19 protein-coding genes are annotated in these 19,751 nt (G+C 46.2%); 12 read left to right on the forward strand and 7 right to left on the reverse strand.

The genetic code is table 11. The annotated features are described in order from the left end of the window. Nucleotide 1 precedes the first annotated feature (1 nt). From WB308_RS03730 to WB308_RS03760, 7 genes are all read right to left on the reverse strand, one after another. Nucleotides 2-616 carry a 3'-5' exonuclease gene (locus tag WB308_RS03730; RefSeq protein WP_424189130.1) on the reverse strand — a complete coding sequence of 205 codons (615 nt, stop codon included), beginning with the start codon at nt 614-616 and terminating at the stop codon, nt 2-4. Beyond that, nucleotides 616-2,439, reverse strand: coding sequence for a putative nucleotidyltransferase substrate binding domain-containing protein (locus WB308_RS03735; protein WP_424189132.1), 1,824 nt, complete (start codon nt 2,437-2,439; stop codon nt 616-618). Before WB308_RS03735 ends, WB308_RS03730 begins: the two co-directional genes overlap by 1 nt. 105 nt (nt 2,440-2,544) lie before the next feature. After that, nucleotides 2,545-4,209 (reverse strand): cation acetate symporter, encoded by a 1,665-nt coding sequence (locus tag WB308_RS03740; RefSeq protein WP_424189134.1) that lies wholly within the window; start codon nt 4,207-4,209, stop codon nt 2,545-2,547. After that, entirely contained in the window at nt 4,209-4,523 is a 315-nt protein-coding gene (locus tag WB308_RS03745; protein WP_424189136.1) for a DUF485 domain-containing protein, read from the reverse strand. The genes WB308_RS03740 and WB308_RS03745 overlap by 1 nt, the downstream gene beginning before the upstream one ends. A gap of 13 nt (nt 4,524-4,536) precedes the next feature. Then, on the reverse strand, nt 4,537-5,877 hold the full coding sequence (locus tag WB308_RS03750; RefSeq protein WP_424189138.1) for an OprD family outer membrane porin: 1,341 nt from the start codon (nt 5,875-5,877) through the stop codon (nt 4,537-4,539). Nucleotides 5,878-6,011: 134 nt separating this feature from the next. After that, nucleotides 6,012-6,677 (reverse strand): response regulator transcription factor, encoded by a 666-nt coding sequence (locus WB308_RS03755; RefSeq protein ID WP_424189140.1) that lies wholly within the window; start codon nt 6,675-6,677, stop codon nt 6,012-6,014. Further along, complete coding sequence (locus WB308_RS03760) at nt 6,658-7,866, reverse strand: sensor histidine kinase (protein WP_424189142.1); 1,209 nt, start codon at nt 7,864-7,866, stop codon at nt 6,658-6,660. The genes WB308_RS03755 and WB308_RS03760 overlap by 20 nt, the downstream gene beginning before the upstream one ends. Nucleotides 7,867-7,968: 102 nt before the next feature. Here WB308_RS03760 and WB308_RS03765 point away from each other — a divergent pair, with 102 nt between their 5' ends. From WB308_RS03765 to WB308_RS03820, 12 genes are all read left to right on the forward strand, one after another. Beyond that, nucleotides 7,969-8,475: a peptidylprolyl isomerase gene (locus WB308_RS03765; RefSeq protein ID WP_424189144.1), complete on the forward strand. Its 507-nt coding sequence runs from the start codon at nt 7,969-7,971 to the stop codon at nt 8,473-8,475. A gap of 137 nt (nt 8,476-8,612) precedes the next feature. Beyond that, nucleotides 8,613-9,695, forward strand: coding sequence for an epoxyqueuosine reductase QueH (locus tag WB308_RS03770; RefSeq protein ID WP_424189218.1), 1,083 nt, complete (start codon nt 8,613-8,615; stop codon nt 9,693-9,695). Between the two features lie 51 nt (nt 9,696-9,746). Then, nucleotides 9,747-10,190 carry a 3-hydroxyacyl-ACP dehydratase FabZ gene (gene fabZ, locus WB308_RS03775; protein ID WP_424189146.1) on the forward strand — a complete coding sequence of 148 codons (444 nt, stop codon included), beginning with the start codon at nt 9,747-9,749 and terminating at the stop codon, nt 10,188-10,190. Between the two features lie 5 nt (nt 10,191-10,195). Then, complete coding sequence (gene lpxA / locus WB308_RS03780) at nt 10,196-10,981, forward strand: acyl-ACP--UDP-N-acetylglucosamine O-acyltransferase (protein WP_424189148.1); 786 nt, start codon at nt 10,196-10,198, stop codon at nt 10,979-10,981. Then, a complete protein-coding gene (gene clpX / locus WB308_RS03785) occupies nt 10,978-12,210 on the forward strand; it encodes an ATP-dependent Clp protease ATP-binding subunit ClpX (RefSeq protein WP_424189150.1) in 1,233 nt (410 codons plus the stop codon). Before lpxA ends, clpX begins: the two co-directional genes overlap by 4 nt. A gap of 8 nt (nt 12,211-12,218) precedes the next feature. Continuing rightward, nucleotides 12,219-13,256, forward strand: a complete 1,038-nt coding sequence (locus WB308_RS03790) for a rod shape-determining protein (RefSeq protein WP_424189152.1) — start codon at nt 12,219-12,221, stop codon at nt 13,254-13,256. Beyond that, entirely contained in the window at nt 13,249-14,010 is a 762-nt protein-coding gene (gene mreC / locus WB308_RS03795; RefSeq protein WP_424189154.1) for a rod shape-determining protein MreC, read from the forward strand. The genes WB308_RS03790 and mreC overlap by 8 nt, the downstream gene beginning before the upstream one ends. A gap of 66 nt (nt 14,011-14,076) precedes the next feature. Beyond that, nucleotides 14,077-17,334, forward strand: a complete 3,258-nt coding sequence (gene carB, locus WB308_RS03800; protein ID WP_424189156.1) for a carbamoyl-phosphate synthase large subunit — start codon at nt 14,077-14,079, stop codon at nt 17,332-17,334. Between the two features lie 3 nt (nt 17,335-17,337). Beyond that, entirely contained in the window at nt 17,338-17,769 is a 432-nt protein-coding gene (locus WB308_RS03805; RefSeq protein ID WP_424189158.1) for a Sua5/YciO/YrdC/YwlC family protein, read from the forward strand. 11 nt (nt 17,770-17,780) lie between these two features. Next, nucleotides 17,781-18,368 (forward strand): hypothetical protein, encoded by a 588-nt coding sequence (locus WB308_RS03810; protein ID WP_424189160.1) that lies wholly within the window; start codon nt 17,781-17,783, stop codon nt 18,366-18,368. 2 nt (nt 18,369-18,370) lie between these two features. Further along, nucleotides 18,371-19,549 (forward strand): glutathionylspermidine synthase family protein, encoded by a 1,179-nt coding sequence (locus WB308_RS03815; protein WP_424189162.1) that lies wholly within the window; start codon nt 18,371-18,373, stop codon nt 19,547-19,549. Then, nucleotides 19,546-19,749, forward strand: coding sequence for a (2Fe-2S)-binding protein (locus tag WB308_RS03820; RefSeq protein ID WP_424189164.1), 204 nt, complete (start codon nt 19,546-19,548; stop codon nt 19,747-19,749). The genes WB308_RS03815 and WB308_RS03820 overlap by 4 nt, the downstream gene beginning before the upstream one ends. Nucleotides 19,750-19,751: the final 2 nt, after the last annotated feature.

Below are 19,751 nucleotides of genomic sequence, written 5' to 3' on the forward strand. Positions count from 1 at the left end.
CTTAGTGTAGTTTAAGTGTGTTTTTTAATTTTATATAGACCATTGCGGTCATAATTGCGTCGTTCAATGCGTTATGCTGTCCCATCCTCGGAATGTTCAAATCTTTGAGGATTGTATCGAAGCGTAAATCAATGTTTCCTTGAGGAATCAAAGCAATTTTTTTATCAAAATAAAGCCCTGAAATCTCAATCTGTTTATGGGGAAGTTCACACCCAAGCCACGGCTTGATCAGGCGATTCATCATCGCCATATCAAACTCTAAATAATACCCTACCAGAGGGCGATTTCCGATAAATTCGAGAAACTTTTTTGCCCCTTCTAACGGTTCAAGTGCATGTTCCAAATCACACGGCCGGATATGGTGAATTTTGATGCTCTCTACGCTGATTTCCTTGGATGGTTTTAAAAAAATTTCAAAACTTTCCGAGGTCAAAATACGATCCCCTTTGACCTTCACCGCACCGATGCTGAGTACCGCATCTTTTTTGGTGTCCAAACCTGTCGTTTCTGTATCGAAAACGACCACTTCATCTCCGCTGTACGGCTCAAACATCCATGCATAATTTTCGTCGTTTAGTCCACGACGGTTCCATGCACGTTTGATCGAAGCGAACATCAAACCACCATTCCCAAATGGAAATGGTAGGTGAGAAACTTTTTAAAGGTATTGACGATTTTAAACGCATCTTTGAGCAAGTCTCTCTCGGCTTTACTCAGCAGTTTAGGATTAACGTAATTTTGTTCATCACTCCCCTGCTTTTGCGCAAGGATAAAACGGAGCCGTATGCTCAATAAGGTATCATACGCTTCGATCAATTCACTGGCGAATCGTTTATCAAACAATCCGATATTATTAAGCTCTTTGATCCGCTCCGTTGTATTGGTCTGTATGATTTTATGCTCCAAAGAGAGGATTCGGATACCGTGGACGATGGCGAAAATCCCCCCCTTTTTAATATCAAATTCACTTTCATGCTCGGCACGCCCCAAAACGAAGCCTGAGAATAGACTCAAGGGGGTTTCAAAAGCCAAAACCGATTTTGCAAGGTGAGCCAGCATATCGCTTCTCCCTTCAAACTGCGTTAACAACGACTCTCGACACGCTTCCAATAGTTTTTCGTCCCCGGCTACGCAATGAGCATCCATAAAAATTGAGAGTCCCATCAACGACTCTTCATTAAGGGTATCAAGCCATCCTGCGATCAACTTTTGGTATCCCGATACGGTATGTCGCCAATAGGGGTTCGAAACCATAACATTACCGCTGCATTTCGGAAATCCCAACTGAAGCAGGTACTCGCTGAATTGCACCATGTAAGGTTCAAAAACAGTCTCGTCTTCGCCATCACGAATGATCAGACCGTTATCTTGATCGCTACGGAGAATCTGCTCCCCCCGGCCTTCGCTTCCCATCACGATCAAAGCACATTTATCTTGAAGTGATGGAGGAACGACCATCTCGAATACTTTTCGATACACCTTGGCATTCAGTTCACTGACGAGCTTGGAAACGTACCGTACCCGAACCCCTTTAGTCGTCAAGGATCGGACAAGGTGGGTCAATGAACGTTGAGCGTTTTGAAGTTCGTCGATACTCGTAGAACGATCAATCGATGCCGCAATCAGATGGGTATGGTTGGCAAAATGGCTCAGCAGATCAAGCTGTTCCAAAGTCCCGACGATTTTATCCCCCTCCGTAACAACCAGCCGTTTAACACCGTGTTTGGTAAACAAAAGCAGCGCATTGAATAAAAAATCGCTCCGCTCGATCGTAATCAAACCGTACGTTGCGATTTCACCGATCGGATCACGGCTGCTCTTATCCGCCAACAAAACTTTCTCACGAAGGTTCGTATCGGTTACGATTCCCACTCTCTCCCCATCACGAACCAAAATAACATTGCCATTCTGATCCGCCATTTTTTGGAGTGCTTCACGTATAGCGGAATTTGCCTCAACGAAACACGGAGAATGGAGATAGATTTCATCGACACGGGAAACCATAAACGGTGTCAGTTCACTTTGGTGCTGTCGTTCTTTAAGGTTTTGATGTTTGGTAATGAAATCTTGCATAAAGTAGTTTTGAAACGGTTCGACATCTTGGAGGAGATTGAGGAAAGATTCTTTGGGGAGTTCGTAGCAGATAAGATCTTCGGCGACACTAAAGGTGCTTTGGGTATTACCGTATATGAGGGAGTTGGCGTCAAAGCTGTCGCGCTCCCCATAGACGTTTTGGAGTTCACCGTCAATACTCTCGTTGACAATACCTTTGATGATGATGTAGAGCGATTCTGCCCTCACCCTCGGAGCGATTAATACCGTCTCTTTGGGATAATAGGCAATATCCATCTGGGTCATCAGTTTTTCGATCATCCTCTCGCCTAAAAGGTCGAAAGGGTGGATCGACATCAATAGTGCTTTTTGGTCAAACAGACTCAAAGGTAACTCCTAATTCGATGAAAGAAATCTGCCCTGCACAGGGCAAGCTTCAGTGCCATAGCGGCTAGCGTAGCCGAAGGGGCATATGATCCTTCGGCGTTCAAATCAATGTTCTACTGCACCTTCAGCACCGATACCGGTTTGGCTTCGGATGTATTGTGCTTCGTACGCCTCTTCTTCTTTGCGTGAGTTTTCACTACTATCGGTAATCGAGAAGAACCAGATTCCGATAAACGCTGCACTCACTGAGAAAAGAGCCGGATATTTGTAAGGGAAAATTGCTTCCGCATTTCCTAAAACGTCTACCCAAACGGTCGGCCCAAGTACCACAAGAACTGCCGCTGTCAATAACCCGAGTGATCCGCCGAGCAATGCACCGCGAGTGGTAAGTTTTGACCAATACATAGAGAGGAACAAAATCGGGAAGTTCGCACTTGCCGCAATCGCAAACGCCAATCCGACCATGAACGCGATATTTTGATCTTCAAACGCGATACCGAGGTAAATTGCTACGATACCTAAAATAACCGTTGAGATTTTAGAAACTTTCATCTCCATCATTCCATCCGCTTTACCTTTACGGATAACACTCGCATACAAATCATGGGATATTGCAGATGCACCGGCCAATGTAAGACCGGAAACAACCGCGAGGATGGTTGCAAACGCAACGGCTGAGATAAATCCGAGGAAGAAATCGCCGCCTACTGCATGGCTCAAGTGAATCGCTGCCATGTTATCACCGCCGAGGATCGGAGCTCCGCCGTCTACCGCTTGTTTTGCAAGGTCAAGATATTGCGGGTTTTGAAATACCATAACAATCGCACCGAAACCGATGATGAAGGTCAAGATATAAAAATACCCGATAAACCCTGTCGCATAGAAAACCGACTTACGTGCTTCTTTTGCATCACTAACAGTGAAAAAGCGCATAAGAATATGCGGAAGACCCGCTGTACCGAACATCAACGCAATACCCAAAGAGATCGCAGAAATCGGATCACTGACCAATCCGCCCGGAGCCATAATAGAGGTTGTCTCTTTCATTTGTACCGCAGTTGCGAACAAGGATTCGAAGTTAAAGTTATAGTGAGCCATAACCGCAATAGCCATAAACGTCGCACCTGAGAGGAGCAAGAACGCTTTAATGATTTGAACCCATGTTGTTGCGAGCATTCCCCCGAACGTTACGTAGAGAATCATCAATACACCGACAAGGATAACGGCGATCTCATAATCCAAACCGAAAAGGAGTTGAATCAGTTTTCCAGCCCCTACCATTTGAGCGATCAAATACAATACAACCGTCAAGATCGAACCGAATGCCGCCAAAGTACGGATAGGGGTTTGACGCAAACGGTACGATGCAACGTCCGCGAATGTGTATTTACCGAGGTTACGGAGCTGTTCAGCCACCATAAACAAAATAATCGGCCAACCGACCAAGAATCCGATCGAGTAGATCAAACCGTCATACCCTTTCGCATAAACGAGGGCTGAAATCCCCAAAAACGATGCCGCAGACATATAATCCCCGGCGATCGCCATACCGTTTTGGAACCCTGTGATCCCTCCGCCGGCCGTATAGAAATCTTTTGCCGTTTTGGTACGTTTTGCCGCCCAATAGGTAATCCCGAGAGTTGCCCCTACAAAGATTAAGAACATAATAATTGCTGACATGTTCAATGCTTGTTTTTCAACTTCACCGCTCAGTGCGTCACCTGCGAACGCCGCAAAAGAAGAGAGAAGTACCATCAATAACGTTTTCATCACTCTCCCTTAGCTTTATTTTTAATTTTAGCGGTTAGATCATCGAACTCGCTGTTTGCACGACGAACGTAAATCCCGGTAAGAATAAACGCACTGACAATGACACCTACACCGACCGGAATCCCGACCGTGGTCACGGACCCCGCAGAAAGTGGAGTACCCAAAAGTGAAGGATCAAATGCGATCACCAATACAAAGCCAAAATAGATCACCAACATAACGATTGTCAATGTCCAAGCAAATTTGCTACGTGTTTTGACAAGATGAATAAAATCAGGATCGTTTTTAATACGATCAACCATCTCTTGTTTCATAAGTTAACCTCCTTTAAAAGTTATAGTTTGCGATAACGCGGTATTCGTCCCAACCGGTTCCAACACCGTCGCTTGTCTCTTTAAAATCACGCGGGAAATTTCCACGAAGACGCAATTGGAGATTTTTGATCGCTTGTGGATTGTATATGATATCAAATCCTGCTTCGGTTGCAGTCCAAGAATGGTCAGTGCCATAATCATTTAAAGCATCCATATCAAAAGAGGAGTAATATATTCCCGTGGTCAAGTTGATGCCGGAATCTTTCCAGTCATAAGTTCCTGCAAGTTTCCACGCATCAGTCCCCGCCAAAAACTGGTGCCGCGTAACCATCCCTTGTGTATACGCCGGCATTCCGCCCCATGGAGTGATGGTTCCGCCGTTGATAGCCGCATCGGCATTTTTGCTGTTATGTGAAACCGCACCGTATACGTCAAAGTTCGCTACTTTTACCCCTGCTTTAGCCGCGATAAAATCGCTATCGATTTTGTCCGTTACACTGTTAGAACCGACATCGCGTTCATTAATCCATTGCGCTGCCACATACGGAGCTACACCGCTTGAGTAAGACCATCCATAGTTAGCTTCCGCATACACTGCGTTCAAGATGTCATGGGCATAGTAATCCCATACTTGAAGTTTAAGCCCTTTGATGCCTGTATATACAGCGGCTGCAACACTCACTCCACCGGTATTTTCACCGATAGCGTATTCACCCATATCCGTAAATTGTCCGACATAGTTGGTAGCATTTGCCACACCGCTGTAACCAGAAGTCAATGCTAACGTTTGGCCTGATACCCCACTTGTAAAGTTATAAGCATTGGCAAACGTTCCCGCTGCAAATTTGGTGACATGTGCTGCGATTAACGTCGTATCTTTTACATCGGTATTACTGAGGACATACGCTTCAAAAAGATTGGGAAGCATACGTGCGTCATCGCTCCCTGCCATTGGGGTATCCAATTTTTGACGCCCTGCTTTGAATGCCGTGTTACCGTTTTTATACTGTACATACGCTTCACCCAGGTATGTCTCGTTCTCTCCATTTGCACCGAAGAGAGTGGTATCATTCTCGCCAGCGACGGAACTTTTACTGTCCAGTTTGTTAGTTGTATAGAATGCCGCACCCAGACTCAGTCCATTCCATGCACCCGTTTCATACTTCAAGTAACCCCCGAGAGAAAGCCCGTCTCTATGAACGGTAGCTCCTCCCGAATAATCACGATCAATATAGAAAGCACGGATTTGTCCGCTTGCTTTCCCTTCTTTGAACATTCCGGCCAAATCATCGGCGCCAAAAGCATTGACAACCAAAGCCGACGCTACAAGCGACAGAGATACTATACCTCTCATTCTCACTCCTTGAACTAGTTTTTCACACTGTCATTATGAAAACAAAACGTAGCACGAACGTAGCAATCGTTAAATTAGAAAAATTTATCGTTAAAAATGAAAATTAATAGGGGCAAATGTATAGAAAAGTAACATCAATGGCTGCGGTGAATATCGATCATGTAACCTAATGCCCGAATATTTTGGATGAAGTCTTCTTTGAGGCTTTTTTTCAAACGGCTCACTTCAGCCCGAATCGTTGCATTATCCACGTACTCTTCGTCCCAGACATAGGTTCTAAATTGATCAAAATCAACGACCCGCCCCCGATTACGTGCCAATAAATCAATGATTTGCAGCTGTCTTTTGGTTAACGGATGTGTTACGTTTTCACACATCAATGTGGATGTAGAAGCATCATAACTGTAACTGTGTGAAAGGCGAAGATGATTTCTGGGAAGAGTACAACTTTGCATCACTTTATCAATCCGCAAGGAGAGTTCTTTGAGATGAAACGGTTTTTTTAGATAATCATAACATCCTAGATCATACGCGCGACTGATCCCTTCGATGTCAACGAGGGCACTGATGTAAATCGCCGGAGTACGGACTTTAAAGGTATGAAGCGCTTCCAAGAGTTCCAACCCATTCATCCCGGGAACATTGATATCGAGGATTAACAAATCGAACGTCTCATCTTTCAGCCGCTCAAACGCTTGTGTACCGTTATCACAGAGTGCGACACGATGTCCTAATGAAAGCAAGTATTCATGAATCGCTTCGCTGAGCATAGGCTCATCTTCAAGTAAGAAGATTTTCACCGCTTCCCTTTTTAAATACATATTCAAAACGTGTGGACTGGGTATCGGAAAACGTTTTAATTTCGACCCCGTCCTCGTCACAGATCGATTTAACCAAACTCAGCCCAAGACCAAATCCATCCGTTTTCTTACGTTCCCGATAGTATGCCTCAAAAATCTTTTGTGCGTCAAGAATTTTTTCTGAACGGCTCTCGATCCAAAACATACATTGTTCCACATTGTCTTCAATCCCGACATGAATCACTTCGCCGCTTTTGGTGTATTTGATCGCATTGGTCAGATTGTTATCGATGACACGCTGAAGTTTTGTCTCATTAAAAAAGATCCATGCGGGGTGAGGAAGCTTGACGTATTCAAAAGAGAGATTCGAAAAATGGGCAACCTCATCGAAAAACTCCAGCCGCTTTTCAACATATTCTCCTAAATCAATCGCTTTTTTAGGGTACTCGATCTGATCTTTTTTCACCAAATAACTCAGATCATCGTAAATACTAAAAATATTTTTGACGGCCGCTTCGATTTTGGCCAGATAACGGTTACGCCCCTCATTCATTGAAAATAACTCGATATTTGCCATTATGACCGAGAGCGGAGTATGGGTTTCGTGAATGGCGTAGCGGATAAATTGCTTGTGCGATTCCAGCAATCCTTGTGAAAAACGCTGCTCTTTTTCCAATGCTTCATTTTTTTGTTGAAGCACCTGGGTTTTAAAACGGACTCTCTCTTCCAATCCGGCATTAAGTTCTTGTAACGATTCTTTTTGTTCCTGGAGAGTCACTGCCATTTCGTTGGCATAACCTGCCATACGTTTGAATTCGCTAAAATAAAGTTCTTCCTTGTCAATCGATGCCATCTTTTCATGAGCCGCTTCAAAAAAATCCATGAACCGTTCCATATCCCGGGCAATCATACTGCTGACTATTTTAGAGATCCCGATAATAAACCCGAATAAAATCAACGCGAGGGTAGCGATTTCGACAATGATTTTAATGAGCCTTCCCTTGAGAGCATGAGGATCACCTCGTACTCCGAATAAGGTCGTATCCGAAGCCAGTGCAAACTGCCGATACTCATCGTAAATCAAAAGAGAGGAAAAAATAACCGTGAAAAGTAAAATGAAAACAATCGTATAAAAATTGAGATCGCGTAGAGAGATATCAGACAGCCGGCGCTGCAACCATGATTCCATACGACCCCCGAGTAATTAATTCGCTCTATTATAACCGATTACAACCGATTGGTTAAGAATGATCTACTATAATTTCAAAAATTTCCTCCAAGGATCACATTCATGTTCGGACGCAAAGAACTTAAAAATTACAACGCTACCGCTGAAGAGCTCGCAAGCTACCAGTGGGCAAAAATGACTACGGCAAAAGGGGTTATGTGGATCAAACTCTATAATGATGAAACCCCAAATACGGTTGCCAACTTTGCTGCACTCGTAAATGACGGCTTTTACAACGGTCTTAACTTTCACCGCGTAATCCCGGGGTTCATGGCGCAAGGCGGATGTCCTCACGGCACCGGTACAGGCGGACCGGGTTGGGCTATCCCATGTGAAACGGCTCTCAACAAACACCGTCACGTCAAAGGTGCTCTCTCTATGGCGCATGCGGGCCCGAATACCGGCGGAAGCCAATTCTTTATCTGTTTCGTAAGCACTCCTCATCTTGACGGTGTTCATACCGTTTTCGGCGGTATCGAAAGCGATGATGCAGAATCAATGGCGGTTCTTGACAGCATCCAAATGCGCGACACCATCGAAAGTGTAGAAATTCTCGCAGAGAAGAATTAATTTCAAAACGACACATGAGCAAAGCCCATGTATCTACGCTAACGCTGAGTTTTACCCGCAAGGGGCACAATGTCCTCGGCGGAAAGCCCACGTGCAGTGAACCGCACTTTTCAAAAACTTTTCAAAGGCTTTTAACTATGCTCGTCCATATCTGCTGCAGCGTCGATTCCCATTTCTTTATCGAGAAGTTGCAGCACGAATACCCCGATGAAAAACTCGTCGGGTTCTTCTATGACCCCAATATCCACCCCTACAGCGAATACCGCCTCCGCCTTTTAGACGTTATGCGAAGCTGCAAAAAACTGGGGATTGAGCTCATAGAAGGGCCTTATGATTATGAAAACTGGATAAATGCCGTTCGGGGGCTTGAAAAAGAACCCGAAAAAGGGGCGCGCTGTGAAGTATGCTTTGATAAACGTTTTGAAGTAAGTGCCCATAAAGCACTCGAACTCGGTGAACGTTCCATGACCACCACCCTTCTCGTCAGCCCCAAGAAATCCCAAGAGCAGCTGATCCGCAGCGGTGAAGCGTTTCATACTTCCCACGGTGTAGAATTTATTGCTTTCGATTACCGCAAAAACGGGGGAACGAACGATCAAAGCCGTGTCAGCAAAGAAGAACAGCTCTATCGTCAGGATTACTGCGGATGTATCTATGGTCTCACGATGCAGCGTGATCAGCAGCATCGGCTGATGGATGAGATGTTCTCCCCTCTTTCCAACCAGATTCTCCCCGCCTCGATTGAAGAGCGACTTGAACTCTATACGAAACGGATGGAACTCGAAGAACAAAACACTCCCTACCGCATCGTCAAAGAACGTTTTTTGAACTACCGCCTCGTGCGTGCTTCGGTAAAATCGGGCGGTTGCGTTATCCCATCCTATCCCCTCTTTTACTCCACAATCAGCCGTACGACCACCGAGGGAAAAATTGATTTTGAGATTAATGGACAGTTTTACCTCAACCGCGAAGAGGTCCGCTTTATCACCTGCGAAACTTTCAATGCCCTCACACACCTTGATTATGCAAATGTTAAAGCATTAATGTTTTCTCCGCCGAGTATCGATATCGAAATCGCCTTGCGCTCACACCTCACCCAAAGTCCCTTTAATACCTCGGCTATCATGGTTGTCGATGTGATTCCAACCGCTAAAATCAATCTCATATTAGAAACCAAAACCTACGACGACACAAAAGAGAAACTCATTATCATTGATTAACCGATTTTACGGTAAAATTGGGCGATTTTTTACCCTAAGGTGTCCAATAATATGATAGATGTGATTCAAATTCAAAAAATTTTACCTCACCGATTTCCTTTTCTCCTTGTCGACCGCGTCACCGCATTGACTCCTAATGAGTCCCTTATCGGCTATAAAAACGTCACCATCGGCGAACAGATCTTCGAAGGGCATTTTCCAGGCCATCCGATCTATCCTGGCGTTATGATTTTAGAGGGGATGGCGCAAGCCGGAGGAATATTGGCGTTCCAAAGCATGGATATGACCGAAGAAGAAGCGGCACAAAAAGTCGTCTATTTTATGAGTATCGACGGTGCCAAATTCCGTGCTCCGGTACGCCCTGGAGATCGTTTGGAATACCGAATGAATGTGGTTAAACACAAAGGCTCGATTTGGGTGCTGGAGGGAAAAGCGTACGTGGATGACACCCTCGTCTCTGAAGCCGAACTCAAAGCCATGATCGTGGACAAGTAGGTCGTATGAGTCTAATCTCACCACAGGCTATTATCGAAGAGGGTGCTATCATCGGACCCGATGTAGAAGTAGGGGCTTTTTGCTTTATCTCCGGTAAATCAAAAATCGGGAAAGGGACAAAAATCGCACAGGGCACGTGTATTTACGGCAATACAACGATCGGTGAGTACAACGAGATTTTTTCTCATGCCGTCCTTGGATCGGTACCCCAAGATTTAAAATACGCAGGTGAAGAAGTTGAACTTATCATCGGCGATTACAACAAAATCCGTGAATTCACCCTCTTTAACCCCGGTACTGCCGGCGGCGGCGGTAAAACGGTCGTAGGAAACCACAATCTCTTTATGGGATACGTTCACTTGGGTCACGACGTTATTATCGGGGACCATTGTATCCTTGCCAATGCCGCGACGTTGGCGGGACATGTCGAGATGGGTAATTACGCTGTTATCGGCGGAATGACTCCGGTCCATCAGTTTGTCAAAATCGGCGATTATGCAATGATCGCAGGGGCATCTGCTCTTTCTCAAGACGTCCCTCCCTATTGTTTGGCAGAAGGGAATCGTGCGGTCCTGCGCGGCTTGAATCTCAACGGTTTACGCCGCCATGTCGAACGAAGCGACATCGATGCGCTCCGTAGTGCGTATCGTGAATTGTTCGAATCGGGAAAACCGCTCCAAGAGCAGGCCGCGGCCTTGCTTGAAAGCGCTACAAGCGAATTCGTTAAAAATCTTTGTACCTTTATTGTCAACACCAAACGGGGTATCCCGTATGAAAGGAATCAATCATGATTCACCGCCATTGCAGTTTCTGTGACGCTCAGGAGAGCGATCACAATCCGCTCATCGCCGGAAACAATGTTTATATCTGTAAAAATTGTGTCTTTTCCGCTTATAAGATTATGTTCGGAGACTCCGAGGGAGACAACAGTATTCCCCATGAGCACAAAAGCACTGAGCTTTTAACCCCCAAAGAGCTCAATACCTTTTTAGGGCAGTACATTATCGGTCAGCAACGCGCACGTAAACTCCTCTCCGTTGCCGTTTACAACCATTACAAACGCATTTTCAAACACACGGATGTGGAAGATGAAACCGAAATTGCCAAATCGAATGTTTTGCTCATCGGACCGACCGGAAGCGGTAAAACGCTGATGGCGCAAACCATCGCACGGGTCCTAAACGTCCCGATCGCTATCGCTGACGCCACCAGTCTTACCGAAGCGGGATACGTCGGTGAAGATGTCGAAAACATTCTCACAAAACTCCTCCAGGCGGCAGACGGTGACGTTGAACGTGCACAACAGGGGATCGTTTTTATCGACGAAATCGATAAAATTTCCCGAATGAGCGAAAACCGCTCTATCACCCGTGATGTATCGGGAGAAGGGGTACAGCAGGCACTTCTCAAAATCATCGAAGGTGCCGTCGTCAATATCCCTCCTAAAGGGGGACGCAAACACCCGAATCAAGATTTCATCCAAATCGATACATCGGGAATTCTTTTTATCTGCGGCGGAGCATTTGACGGTCTTGGTCAAATCTTAGAACGTAAAAAAGGGAACAATGTCATGGGATTCGGCCATGACAAACGGAGCACTACCGACATCGATGACAGCTTTGAAAACGTTGAGCCGGATGATCTTGTAAGCTATGGACTCATTCCTGAGCTTATCGGGCGCTTGCCGATTATCGCATCGCTGAACAAAATCACCGAAGAGGAGATGGTGAGAATCCTCACCGAACCGAAAAACTGTTTGGTAAAACAATATACAAAACTGTTTGCGATCGACGATGTTGAACTCTCTTTTGAAGAAGAAGCCCTAACGGCAATTGCCACCAAAGCATTAGCACGTAAAACAGGAGCACGCGGACTTCGTGCGATCATGGAAGAGATCATGGGTGATACCATGTATGAACTTCCTGAATACAAAGGGTATGAGGTGATTATCACCAAAGATGTCGTAGAAAAAAATACACAGCCTGTTTATATCAAAAAACCGAATCAAAAAAGTGCCTAGGAGAGTCCATGCTATTTAATAAACTTATCGGAATGTTTTCAAACGATCTCTCTATCGATTTAGGGACAGCCAATACCATTGTCATTGCAAAAGGAAGAGGGATCATTATCGATGAACCCTCCGTCGTTGCGGTAAAAATGGAAAAATACGGCCAACAAAGAGTATTAGCCGTCGGTCGTGAAGCCAAAGAGATGGTCGGAAAAACTCCGGGCAATATCAAAGCGATTCGCCCTATGAGAGACGGCGTTATCGCCGATTTCGATATGACCGAAAAAATGATCCGTAAATTTATCGAAAAAGCGCACGGACGGAGCAGCCTTATCAGTCCCCGCATTATCATCTGTATCCCTTATGGACTGACACAGGTTGAACGTAAAGCGGTACGCGAATCGGCGATGAGTGCGGGTGCGAGAGAAGTGTATTTGATTGATGAACCTATGGCAGCCGCAATCGGTGCAGGGATTGATATTCGTGAGCCCAAAGGGAATATTATCGTCGATATCGGCGGCGGAACGACTGAAATCGGTGTTATCTCATTGGGTGGTTTGGTCCTTTGTCGCTCGATCCGCGTTGCCGGAGATAAAATCGACCGTGCGATCATGGATTATGTCAAACGCAAATACAATCTCCTAATCGGTGAACGTATCGCTGAAGATATCAAAATCAATATCGGTACGGCAATGCCGCTCGCACAAGAACTTAAAATGATCATCAACGGACGTGACCAGGTTGAGGGTCTTCTCACTTCAATCGAACTCTCCAGTGAAGATGCCCGTGAAGCCATGCGCGATCCTCTTAAAGAGATCCTTGAAGCTCTCCGTGATGTACTCGAAAACATGCCGCCGGATTTGGCCGGTGATATTGTCAATAACGGTGTTATCCTTACCGGAGGGGGAGCATTGATCCGCCAACTCGATAAATATCTCTCGGAAATCATAAAAATTCCGGTTTACGTTGCGGATGAACCACTCCTGTGCGTTGCTCGCGGAACCGGACGTGCCTTAGAAGAGATCGATCAACTCCACGAACTCTTCGACAATGAATAAACAGACGTTATCCGTTCTTGCCCTACTCGCCCTTTTGGTGGGTGGCGCACTCTATTTTACCCCGTTGTTCCAATCTCCAATCATTCATCTGAATCTTGCCCTTAAATCATCGTATCGAGATAGTGTAGAATCCATTCAGCACACCGTAGATGAACATTTTAATCAGCAAGCAACGATTCAAGATCTTCGCCAAAAAAATCGTTTTTATGAACAAGAGCTTTTAAACCTTCATCAAATAGCCGATGAGTACCAGAAATTGCTTCAAGAGCACAACAGCAGCTTCCAAACTACCCCGCAAACCCATTTAGTCCGTACCCTTTCGTATGTTCGTTTCGGCGATCCGCACCGTGTATGGATAGAAATGGAGAAATTCGATCCCAAAAAAGTGTATGGCCTCCTCTATCGCGGCTATGCCGCAGGAATTGTCGTTTCCAATAATAAACGTCCTATAGCATTGCTCAACGGGGATGTGAAAAGTTCTTATGCCGTTAATGTAGGAGCGTCACAGGCACCGGGGATTGTTCGCGGCAATAACGGACGCCGTTTAATCGTCGAATTTATTCCCACATGGATTCCGATTTCCGTGGGAGATGAAGTGCTCACTTCTGGATTGGATCGTATTTTTATGGCAGGGCTAAAGGTTGGAAAAGTAGTCTCCATCACCAAAGCAAGCGGTTATCAAAGTGCGGTAATCGAACCTTATTTTTACGGCAAAAATCCCGCTTATTTCCACGTCATTACACAGATAAGATAACCGCTGTAATCGGATTTTAAGTGCTTCTCGTCTATAATAATAAAATTTTTATGACGAGGGGTCTCAATGCCAAAACGCGACGACATCAAAACGATATTACTCATCGGATCAGGCCCGATCGTCATCGGTCAAGCCTGTGAATTTGACTACTCAGGGACACAAGCGGTCAAGACGCTCAAAGAGCTGGGCTACCGCGTAGTTTTGATTAACTCGAATCCGGCAACCATCATGACCGACCCCGAATTTGCCGATCGTACCTACATCGAACCTATCAAGCCCGAAATTATTGCCGAGATTATCAAAAAAGAGAAGGTTGACGCTATCCTCCCTACCATGGGGGGGCAAACGGCTCTTAATGCCGCGATGAAAATGCATGAACTTGGGATGTTGGAAGGGATCGAATTTCTCGGTGCCAATCCAAGTGCTATCAAAAAGGGAGAAGACCGTCAAGCGTTCAAAGAGTGCATGGTTAAAATCGGGATGGACCTCCCTATCTCCCGTTATGCCTACAACATGGAAGAAGCCTTAGCCGCAGCGGAAGCGATTGGCTTCCCAATCATTATCCGTGCGTCGTATACCCTTGCGGGCGGTGGAAGCGGTGTTGCGTACAACATCGATGAATTCAAACTTCTCGCACAGCGCGGGCTTGATGAGTCTCCGATCACTGAAATCTTGATCGAAGAGTCGCTTTTGGGATGGAAAGAGTACGAGATGGAGGTTATCCGTGACCGTAACGATAACTGTATCATCGTTTGTTCGATCGAAAATTTCGACCCGATGGGTGTCCATACTGGAGACTCCATCACCGTTGCCCCTGCTCTCACCTTGACCGATAAAGAGTATCAGCGTATGCGTGACGCATCGTTTGCGATTCTAAGAGAAATCGGTGTCGATACCGGAGGATCGAATGTACAGTTCTCCGTCAATCCGGCAACCGGACGGATGATCGTCATCGAGATGAATCCACGGGTATCCCGTTCATCGGCACTTGCATCCAAAGCAACCGGTTATCCGATCGCCAAAGTAGCAACCCTTCTTGCGGTAGGTTTCACTCTCGATGAGATCACCAACGACATTACAGGCACTCCTGCGGCGTTTGAGCCGGTCATCGACTACATCGTTACCAAAGTCCCACGCTTCACCTTTGAAAAATTCCCAGAAGCCGAATCGACGCTTACCACCAGTATGAAATCGGTCGGTGAGGCGATGGCGATCGGCCGTACTTTTAAAGAATCGGTTCAAAAAGCCCTTTGTTCACTTGAGACGGGTCTGAGCGGATTCGACCCAATTGAGGGCGATCTCGAATTTGTCAAACACGAAATTCGTCGCCCGAATGCGGAGCGTATCCTCTATGTAGGACAGGGTTTCCGTATGGGGCTTTCAAAAGAGGAAATTTTTGAACTCTCTAAAATCGACCCGTGGTTCCTAACCCAAATCGAAGAAATTATCGCTCAAGAGAAAACTATCTCAACAGCAACACTTACAGATGAACCTCAACTTCGCCGCCTCAAAACCGAAGGGTTCTCCGATAAAATGATCGCAAAATTGATCACTCAAAACGGCGGCAGTGCAAAAGAGAGTGATGTCTATAATGCTCGCAAAGCCCTTGCAATCGCATTCGAATACAACGAAGTCGATACCTGTGCAGCAGAGTTTGGTTCATTGACCCCGTATCTCTATTCAACCACCAACATCACTCGCCTCGGACTTCAAACACCGCGTCAAAGCGACAAGAAAAAAGTGATGATCCTCGGCGGCGGACCAAACCGTATCGGTCAGGGGATTGAGTTTGACTATTGCTGTGTTCACGCTTCGTTCGCCCTCAAAGAGATGGGGATCGAGACGATCATGGTCAACTGTAACCCTGAAACCGTCTCGACCGACTACGATACCTCTGATGTTCTCTACTTCGAACCGATCGATTTCGAACATGTCCGCTCTATCGTCGAAGCGGAGCAGCCTGATGGGATCATCGTCCACTTCGGAGGACAGACACCGCTAAAACTTGCAAACGGCCTCCACGAAATCGGTGCCAAAATCGCGGGGACTTCGGCGGAAGTCATCGACTTGGCGGAAAACCGTGAAAAATTCTCCGCATTCGTTGTAGAACAAGGGCTCAAACAACCGGAAAACGGTCTATCAATGACTAAAGAAGGGGCATTTGAGATCGCTAACAAGCTCGGTTATCCGGTACTCGTACGTCCCTCATACGTCTTAGGCGGACGGGCTATGCGTATCGTCTACAACGAAGATGAACTCCGTACCTATATGGATGTAGCGGTATCGGTCAGTAACGACTCTCCGGTTCTCGTCGATAAATTCCTCGATCAAGCAGTTGAGCTCGATGTGGATGCGATCTCCGACGGTACAGAGGTCTATATCGGTTCGGTCATGCAGCACATCGAAGAAGCAGGGATTCACTCGGGAGACAGTGCCTGTTCGCTCCCTCCGGTGAGCCTTAGTGCTGAGATTCAAGCGCAAGTTGAACAACAAACGAAAAAAATCGCCTTGGGGCTCGGTGTAATCGGGTTGCTCAATATCCAATACGCGATCTACCAAAACGAAGTTTACCTCATCGAAGTTAACCCTCGTGCATCCCGCACCGTACCGTTTGTTTCCAAAGCAACCGGAATGCCGTTGGCAAAAGTCGCTACCCGCGTTATGCTCGGCGACACATTACGCAATGCGTTGAAATTCTACGACAACTACAACATCGTTATGGAAGCGGACGGTCTATTGAAACCACGTCTCAAAGGGCACGTAGCGATCAAAGAAGCGGTATTCCCGTTCAACAAACTCTACGGCGCCGACTTGGTTCTCTCTCCAGAGATGAAATCGACCGGAGAAGTTATGGGTATCAGCCAAAATTTTGGCGTGAGCTTCGCAAAAAGCCAGCTAGCAGCCGGAAATAAAATTCCGACATCGGGAACGTGTTTTCTCTCGTTTATCGAAATGGATAAAGTCCATGCTCCTGAAATCGCACGCGGATTGCACAAACAAGGATTCAAACTTGTGGCAACACGCGGAACCCAAAAGGCGATTGAAGCAGCAGGAATCCCATGTGAAGCGGTTCTTAAAATCAGCGAGGGGCGTCCAAATATTGAAGATGTCATGAAAAACGGAGAAATTTCTCTGGCTATCAACACTTCCGATAACAAAACCTCAAAAAAAGATGCCGAGCAGATCCGCCAAATCGTATTACGTATGGGAACCCCGTATTTCACGACGCTCAGTGCAGCCCGAGCCGCAATCGAAGCAATGTCACACATGCAAGATGACAGCTGGATGGAACCTCACGCTATCCAAGATTATCTCATCCCCTAATCAATGGGAAAAATCCTCCTCGCCCAAACCGACACCACTGTCGGTTTTCTCTCGCAAGATGCTAACCGTTTAGAAGAGATCAAACAGCGCCCAGGAAATAAGCCCTTTTTAAAAGTCTATGCAGAGTTGAAAAACTTGCGCCAAGACATTCGTATCCCCTCCATCCACAAGCGCCGTATTCGGTATGCACGAAAAACGACCTTTGTCGTCAAAAACCAAGCCTTTCGCTATGTCAACGATCCAGAACATGCACGACTGATTCAACCGTACGGATGGCTTTATTCAACCTCGGCCAATGAAAGCGGCAAAAATTACGATAGTGCCTTTTGCCGCTCTGTAAGCGACGTTATCATTGAAGATTTTCGCGGTCTTCATGAACAATCTGCATCAAAAATATTTTACCTCAACACCATCCACTTAAAACAATTACGTTAGGAGTCTATCACATGAAACATTTTACCTCAGCCAAACATATTATGATGGGGACCATGGGGATCATCGTCCTCAGTGCCCTCAGCGGATGCCAAAGCGCTCCTGAAGAACAATCAGCCGGACAAGCTGAAGGACAAAACAAATTCCTCGTTGTCGAACAACTCAGCAGCGGAAAATACGTTATCGTTGAAGAGATGCCGACAGAGGGCCCAAGCCGTGCGATTATCAAAGAAACCGATGAAAACGGCACCGTACATGAACGGGTCATGAGCGAAGCCGAGATGAAAGAACTCGCCGACCAAGAGTACAAAAAAATGGAGGAGGGAAAATCAGAGCTCAACGCCGAACCTCAAGGTGAAGGGATGGGACTCGCAGGAACTATCCTTGCCGCCGCGGGGGGAGCATTATTGGGTAACATGATCGGAAATGCGTTAATGAATAACAAAAATGTTCAAAGACACCAAGATGCCTCCAACCGATCTGCCTATCACCGTTCAGCTGCCGGCGGAGCTTCTACCGCCACATCAAATACACAGAAAAAAAGTTTCTTTGGTAATTCCGCGTCTAAAAGTACTGCTTCGAGCAGCAGTTTCGGAGGATGAGTATGGTCTCCCTCCAAAGCATCAAAGCGATAGATGACCGTACCTTAGAAGAATTCGGATTCGGATGGCATACGGATAGCGATACTACTAAATATATTGCCAACGAGCTGGTTGTACTCAGCGATGCTGAAGCCGAAGCGTACTACGAAGCGGTCAATGAACTCTACGATATGTATACCCGTGCTGCCCAGCACGTTATCGACAACAACCTCTTTTTCGATCTCGGCATCCCTTTCAATCTGATTGAACCGATTAAAAAAAGCTGGGAAAACGATGTACACTGGCATCTCTACGGACGATTCGACCTCGCCGGCGGAATCGGCGGAGCACCGATAAAACTGATCGAGTTTAATGCCGATACCCCGACGTCCCTTTTTGAAACTGCTATTTTACAGTGGGCACTGCTCAAACATAACGGCATGGATGAAGAGCGTCAGTTTAACAACGTCTATGAGGCTATCAGCGATAACTTCCGCCGACTTGTTACCCTTTTTGACGATCCCGAAGGATTCGAGAAGCACTACGATGGATGGAAAATTCTCTTTAGTTCCATCAGCGGCAATATCGAAGAGGAACAGACCGTTCGTTTGTTACAACAAATGGCCATCGATGCCGGATTTGAGACGGGATTCGAACCCCTCGGCGGTGTTAAATTTGACGATGAGGGGATTTATGACAGTGCGGAAGAGCCCTATGAATATTGGTTCAAACTCTACCCGTGGGAAGATATCGCCATCGAAGAGAGCGAACTTGCAACCCAGCTTACTACCATTATGCAAAATCAAAAAGCGATTATCCTCAATCCCGCCTACACACTCCTCTTTCAATCCAAAGGGATGATGAAAATTCTTTGCGACCTGTTTCCAGATTCCCCCTATCTGCTCAAAACGTCGTTCGAGCCTCTCAAAGGGACACAACAGGTAGAGAAACGTATGTTCGGACGCGAAGGGGCGAATGTACGGATTATGGATGTCTCAGGCTCTGTGATCGAAGCCAATGACGGGCCTTACGGTAACTTTAAACCCATTTACCAAGAGTACGTCGAATTTCCACGTGATCCTCAAGGAAACAGCTACCAAGCCGGAGTCTTTTTCGCCTACGAAGCATGCGGCTTAGGCTTCCGTCGCGGCGGTAAAATCCTCAATAATATGTCCAAATTCGTAGGGCATATACTGAGATGAAAGTATGCGCGTGTCAAAACATCATGTTTGATGAGATTATCGAAGCGATGAAAGAGGTCGGAAACGACGCCGAAGCGATCCGTAAACGGACCGACGCGGGGCGAGGATGCAGCGAGTGTATGGAGAGCGGATGTCCTGACGTCGATCTCCCCTTCCCCGATGCCCTCAAAGCGGCCGAATCCCTTTTGAAACAGGGTTAAAG

Origin of the sequence: Sulfuricurvum sp., from assembly GCF_049587615.1 — a bacterium.
GTDB lineage: Bacteria > Campylobacterota > Campylobacteria > Campylobacterales > Sulfurimonadaceae > Sulfuricurvum.